6 protein-coding genes are annotated in these 5,725 nt (G+C 27.3%); 3 read left to right on the plus strand and 3 right to left on the minus strand.

The window, feature by feature from the left end; translation table 11 throughout:
* The 3 genes from Q0J90_RS13660 to Q0J90_RS13670 all read right to left on the minus strand — a co-directional run.
* The coding region (locus Q0J90_RS13660) for a permease (RefSeq protein ID WP_297278435.1) at positions 1 to 409 on the minus strand (409 nt) is incomplete at its 3' end.
* A gap of 10 nt (positions 410 to 419) precedes the next feature.
* Positions 420 to 1,463, minus strand: coding sequence for an ACR3 family arsenite efflux transporter (gene arsB, locus Q0J90_RS13665; protein ID WP_297278436.1), 1,044 nt, complete (start codon positions 1,461 to 1,463; stop codon positions 420 to 422).
* A gap of 18 nt (positions 1,464 to 1,481) precedes the next feature.
* Positions 1,482 to 1,811 (minus strand): helix-turn-helix transcriptional regulator, encoded by a 330-nt coding sequence (locus Q0J90_RS13670; protein ID WP_297278437.1) that lies wholly within the window; start codon positions 1,809 to 1,811, stop codon positions 1,482 to 1,484.
* A gap of 397 nt (positions 1,812 to 2,208) precedes the next feature.
* Here Q0J90_RS13670 and Q0J90_RS13675 point away from each other — a divergent pair, with 397 nt between their 5' ends.
* The 3 genes from Q0J90_RS13675 (at position 2,209) to Q0J90_RS13685 (ending at position 5,526) form a co-directional block, all read left to right on the plus strand.
* Entirely contained in the window at positions 2,209 to 3,711 is a 1,503-nt protein-coding gene (locus Q0J90_RS13675; RefSeq protein ID WP_297278438.1) for a hypothetical protein, read from the plus strand.
* Positions 3,712 to 3,824: 113 nt separating this feature from the next.
* Positions 3,825 to 4,859 (plus strand): aldose epimerase family protein, encoded by a 1,035-nt coding sequence (locus Q0J90_RS13680; protein ID WP_297278439.1) that lies wholly within the window; start codon positions 3,825 to 3,827, stop codon positions 4,857 to 4,859.
* A gap of 25 nt (positions 4,860 to 4,884) precedes the next feature.
* The gene (locus tag Q0J90_RS13685; protein ID WP_297278440.1) at positions 4,885 to 5,526 is read left to right on the plus strand and encodes a class I SAM-dependent methyltransferase; all 642 of its coding nucleotides are present in this window, start codon (positions 4,885 to 4,887) and stop codon (positions 5,524 to 5,526) included.
* Positions 5,527 to 5,725 lie beyond the last annotated feature (199 nt).

Raw genomic sequence — 5,725 nt, forward strand, 5'->3', positions numbered from 1 at the left:
AAGAAGCTAAGTCAACAAGAGGAGATGATATTAAAAATGAAAATGTCATGGCTATTGGTATTCCGGCAGATGTAAACCCTATAAAAAGAGGTATTGAAGAACATGAACAAAAAGGTGTTACAGTACCAAAAAGTGCTGCAAGTATATTTGCTGATATTCCATTAAATTTGCTTAATATTTTTTTTGTTCTTTCAGGCGGAAAATAGCTTTGAATATATGATATACAGAATATTAATACAGAAAGCAGAACAAATATTTTAATGACATCATATATGAAAAATTGTATCACACCTTTTATTGTGTCTGATAAAGCAAAATTATTTAATATACTGCCTATCAATGTATTAAGCCATTTCATAGATATTATTTGATCTTGTATAAAGACAAATATTGTTTTTATAATATTCATTTTATAACTCCTAATTTTTAAATTTATTTTTTGTGGCGTTTGCTATTTTTACAAGGGTAAGCATTACAGGTACTTCTACTAAAACTCCTACTATAGTTGCTAGTTCTGCACCGGAATTTACTCCGAATAATGATACTGCGACGGCCACAGCAAGTTCAAAGAAATTTGAAGCTCCTATCATACCAGCAGGTGCTGCTACATTATGAGGAAGTTTTAATATATAGCAGGCAATATAAGCTATGAAAAATATTAAAAAAGTCTGCAGTATTAAAGGTATTGCTATTAAAATTATATGAATAGGATTTGATAGTATTACATTTCCTTGAAAACTGAACAATAATATTAATGTAAGTAATAATCCTATTATGGTTATGTTATCAAATTTATGTACAAAAATATTATTAAAATATTCTATTCCTTTTTTACCGCATACATAAACCCTTGTGATGATTCCCGCAGTTAATGGAATAAGAACAAATAATATAACAGATAAAAATAATGTATTCCAAGGTACTGTAACATTTGATATTCCCAACAAAAATTTTACTATAGGGACGAATGCTATAAGTATTATTAAATCATTAGTAGTAACTTGTACAACAGTGTATGATGGATTTCCATTTGTTAAAGCACTCCATACAAATACCATTTCTGTGCATGGAGCAGCTCCAAGAATTACTGCACCGACTAAATACTCTTTTGCTAAATCTTTTGGTATAAAATTATTTAGTATAGTATAAAAGAATAGAGATGCTATAAAAAACATGGTAAAAGGTTTTATGAGCCAATTTACAACCCAAGTAACAAACAGCCCTTGAGGATTTTTTGTAACATTTTTAATACTTTGAAAATCTACACTCATCATCATTGGGTATATCATAAACCATATTAATATTGCTATTGGTATTGAAACATTTGCATATTCAAATTTGTTTAATGTATTTGGTATAGATGGTAAAAACTTAGATATTAATACACCTATAACCATACAAATAAATACCCATAAAGTTAAATATTTCTGAAAAAAACTAATATTTTCTTTTTTTCTTTCCATTTCTTATTCTCCTTTTATTTAAGCATCATTTTCAGATTGGCATTTTCTTGTGCTTTCTGCATTTTTATTTGATACTACAGATGTATAATAATTTAGTAATTCTTTTGCTTTTGATATAGCTTCTTCATTAAAGCTGTAATAAGTCCATTTGCCTTCTTTTCTGCCTATTACTATATTTGAATCGCAAAGTATTTTCATGTGATGAGATAATGTGGATTGTACAATATGGAGTTCTTCCAACAGTCTGCATGCACATATCTCTCCGTCTTTAATCATTTCTAATATTTTTAATCTGTTTTCATCACATAATGCTTTAAAAATAATTGCATCATTTTTATAATCCTGCATTTAATCTCCTTAAACTTATTATATTACATCGAAATATATCGATATATAATATAACAAACATATCGATATTTGTCAATATATTATTCTTAAAATAACTTTTTTATTAAAAGATTGAAATAATAAAAAATAATAGTTTTAAGTACAAAGATAGATATTTTTATATTTGTAAGAATTGTTGTATATTAAATATTATAATTTTTGTTATCATTATAAAAAATATTATTTTATTAAACATATTGACAATACCTATAAAATTCATATACTAGATTATATAACCTAATAGTATATTAAAATCATATTATATTATTAATAATTATAAAAAGTATAACTATTAACGATAATATGTTTTCTTTTAATGTTACTAGTAGTAATATTTTATATAATAATCGGAGGATATATGGGAGAAAAAAAAGAAAAAAAGGCCCCTAATACGTATGTCATAATATTTTTTGCTATGATATTAGTTGCTGTTCTGAGTTGGATTATACCTGGCGGAAGCTACCAAATGAATGAAGAAGGAAGATTTATTACTGGAACATATACTGCTAAAGAGTCTAATCCTCAAGGTTTATGGGATGTATTGATAGCACCATTTATAGGTATGGTTGGAGGAGAAGGCGTAGCTGGAGCGATCATTATTTCATTAAATATAATGATGTTTGGAAGTTTTTTAGAGATAATGGATAGTTCAGGAGCTATAAAAATATTCTTAAAAAGGATAGCCATGAGGTATCAGAATAATATAAATATTCTTATAATTATTTTGGTTACTATAATGGCATTATTAGGAACAATAGAAGGGTGTTATGAAGAAGCATTTGTATATTTGCTCATGATAATGCCTTTTATATTGGCATTAGGACTTGATACTATGGTTGGTGCCATGATAATTATATTTGGTACTCAAGTCGGATGTTTAACTTCTATTATTAACCCTTTTGCTGTAGGTATTGCATCAGATATAGCAGGCATTAGTCCTGGAGACGGTTTATTAGTAAGAGTATTAATGTTCGTTATTTTTGTAGGAATAACATGTTTCTATATATGCAGATATGCTAAAAAAGTTAAAGAACATCCTGAGAAATCTACTCAGTATCATAGAAAAGAAGAAAATCTTAAAGCATTCCCAGTTTCTGAAGATGAAAATTTAGAAATGACAGGAAAGGACAAAGTAATATTAATAATATTTGCTTCTACTTTCGGTTTGATGATGATTTCTTTAATACCATGGACATCATTAAATGAGCATTTCACTATATTTGAAGATATAGTGAAATTTTTAACTGGCTTGCCATTTATCGGTACAGTTTTAGGTAAAAGTATGGTTCCTTTCGGACAATGGTATTTTAATGAAGTATCAATGCTATTATTAATATCTTCTTTAGTATGCGGTAAAATATTAGGATACGATATAAATAAAACTATAGATTTAATAATAAAAGGTGCTGCAGGAGTTGTTTCAACTGCTTTCATAGTTCCTTTTGCAAGAGGTATACAAGTAGTAATGGATCAAGGTATGATTACTCCTACAATATTGCATTTTGGAGAAACTACATTAAGCAGTTTATCACCTGTTTTATTTGTAATAGTTAGTTTGGTATTCTACTTCATTATGGGAATATTAATATCTAGTACTAGCGGACTTGCTGCTGCTACTATGTCAATAATGAATTCTATGGCTTTATTTGCTGGTGTTGCAAGCCCTGTTATCATAAATGTATATTTAATGGGTATAGGTTTAGCAAACATGATAATGCCTACTTCAATAGCTGTTATGGTATGTACTCACGTTGCTTATATTAGCTACACAGATTGGGTTAAGGTAAATTGGAAATTTATGGTTGCCATGTTCTTGGCCTGCTGTCTATTCTTGGTATTAAACGTAACAGTATTGTCATAAATAAATAATAATATTTTTAAGGGCTATCAATTTATTTGATAGCCTTTTTTTGTAAATTGAAATTATATTTTATAATGATATAATATATATAAGCTTAACAATGGAGTAAAAATATGCAAGTAAAAAATTGGGGAAGCGGATATCTTCTATATGAATTAAAAAATGCAAACGGCATGGAGCTTAAATTAACAGATATTGGAGCATCAATAACAGGAGTATTTTTTAAAGATAAGAATGGTAATGAAGTACAGGTATCATTCGGAAGCGATGATTATTCATTTTATTTAAATCCTCATGATTATATCGGTTCTTCTGTAGGAAGAGTTGCAAATAGAACAATAAATTCTGAGTTTACTCTTGACGGCAAAACATATAAATTAACAAAAAATGATAACGGCAAACATCATTTACATGGCGGTGAAAAAGGTATATCATTTCATAAATTTGATTCTAAAGTTTTGGATAATCATTCTGTACTATTCAGCTACAGTTCAAGTGAATATGATGAAGGTTATCCTGCCAATATGGATATAGATATAACTTATTCTTTAACAAATAATAATGAAATATTAATAGAATATTTTGCGGCAGTTAATGCTCCTACACCAATAAATCTAACAAATCATGCTTATTGGAATCTCAATGGAGAAGGTACTATATATGATCATGATTTATTTATAGATTCTTCATTTTATTTGCCTGTAACAGATGAATGTGTATCTACAGGGGAAATTTTTAAAACAGAAAATACTCCTTTTGATTTTACTAAAACAAAAAAAATAGGTGCTGATATAGAAAAAGCTAATGGTTATGATAATTGCTTCATATTTAATGAAAAAAATATCTTATCATATACTGATGAAGATGAAAATGAAAATAATTTTAATAAATTGAGGGCTTCATGTTATAGCGAGAAGACAGGAATTGTTTTAGAGCTTTATACCACAAAGCCTGCTATGCATTTTTATTCCGGAAATATGCTTAATAATAGAGAGGTAAGAAATACAGTTTTGAATAAGCATAATGCATTCTGCTTTGAGACAGAGTTTTTACCAGGGGCCGTAAATTTCCCTCATTTTCCAAGCATAATATTTGATCCTGATAACAACTATAATCATAAAACAATATATAAATTAAATTTAAAATAAAAAATATTTTGGAAGTGTAATATTTATGAATAATAAAAAATCAATAATAATAGAACATTATATAGACAAAGTTAAGGATTTGAATATACCGGATTATGAAGTTTTAGATTGGGAATCTAAAGAGGCTCAGGAAATTAGATTTAAGGCATTATTAGATCATTTTGATATTAGAAAATCGGTTTTGCTTGATGTAGGATGCGGACTTGGAAATTTAGCTGAATATATAGACAGACATAATATTAGTCTTTATTATATTGGTGTTGATATAGTATCAGAAATGGTTGAAAGAGCAAAGAAGAAGGTTTTTAAAAATATTACGCCTCAGTTTATGACTATGGATTTTTTTAAAACTTCAGATATAGAAGATGATTTTGATTATATATATTCTTCAGGCATATTCAATCTTAATCTTGGAAATAATGAAGAGTTTTTAGCAGATGCTGTAAAAAATTTTTTAATTGCTGCTAGAAAAGGTGTATGTTTTAATCTGTTAGATATTTCATGTAAAGAAAAATACGGAGATAAATATTACTACTATAAAAAAGAAGATATATTCAAAATGGTTTGCGACAGAGTGAAAGATTTAAATTTGCAATGCAAGATAAAGATATCTGATGATTATTTAGCTAATGATTTTTCTGTATTTATAGATTTTTTACAGGATTAGTATAAATAAATTACAAACCTAATAAAAGCTTGGGCGGGCGTGCAATTCATAATTAAGCAATAAAAATAGTCTAAATTAAAAATTCTTATAAATTAAATAAAGAATAAAGGGCGGGATATGTTATTAAAAATTTTAATAACTTAATTATTAACAGGATATAAGATATGAAAAAATTGTTTTTTATAACGGTGTCATTTTT

It is taken from the genome of uncultured Brachyspira sp. (genome assembly GCF_944390595.1).
In the GTDB taxonomy this organism is placed as follows: domain Bacteria; phylum Spirochaetota; class Brachyspiria; order Brachyspirales; family Brachyspiraceae; genus Brachyspira.